The 516-nt window shown below is 45.0% G+C and carries 1 protein-coding gene and 3 tRNA genes; all 4 read left to right on the forward strand.

Annotated features, from left to right (window positions below; genetic code table 11):
- Positions 1-85, forward strand: a tRNA-Tyr gene (locus tag AN393_RS19625).
- Positions 86-130: 45 nt separating this feature from the next.
- Positions 131-205, forward strand: a tRNA-Gly gene (locus AN393_RS19630).
- A gap of 11 nt (positions 206-216) precedes the next feature.
- A tRNA-Thr gene (locus AN393_RS19635) sits at positions 217-292 on the forward strand.
- Between the two features lie 135 nt (positions 293-427).
- Positions 428-516, forward strand: an 89-nt coding sequence (locus AN393_RS19640) for a GTP-binding protein (RefSeq protein ID WP_233997923.1), incomplete at its 3' end; no start/stop codon positions are given.

Below are 516 nucleotides of genomic sequence, written 5' to 3' on the forward strand. Positions count from 1 at the left end.
GGAGGGGTTCCCGAGCGGCCAAAGGGATCAGACTGTAAATCTGACGGCTCAGCCTTCGCTGGTTCGAATCCAGCTCCCTCCACCACTTTATTCTTGACGGTTAGAGGTAGTTTAAGAACAGGTTCCTAAAGCGGGCATCGTATAATGGCTATTACCTCAGCCTTCCAAGCTGATGATGCGGGTTCGATTCCCGCTGCCCGCTCCAATTATGGTGTTGCTGATATAGCTCAGTTGGTAGAGCGCACCCTTGGTAAGGGTGAGGTCGGCAGTTCAAATCTGCCTATCAGCACCAGTCATAAGAATCTCCTTGAATACTTCCTTTATCTGTCAGAAAAAACTATTTGAAATTTGAAAAAATTAAATTAATCTACCTCTGGTGGATTATTTTCATATGTAATCTAGATACACAAAACTGATAGGTTCCGTCATGGCAAAAGAAAAGTTTGAACGCGTAAAACCGCACGTAAACGTTGGTACAATCGGCCACGTTGACCACGGTAAAACTACACTAACTGC

This window comes from Pseudoalteromonas sp. P1-25 (genome assembly GCF_001401805.1).
In the GTDB taxonomy this organism is placed as follows: domain Bacteria; phylum Pseudomonadota; class Gammaproteobacteria; order Enterobacterales; family Alteromonadaceae; genus Pseudoalteromonas.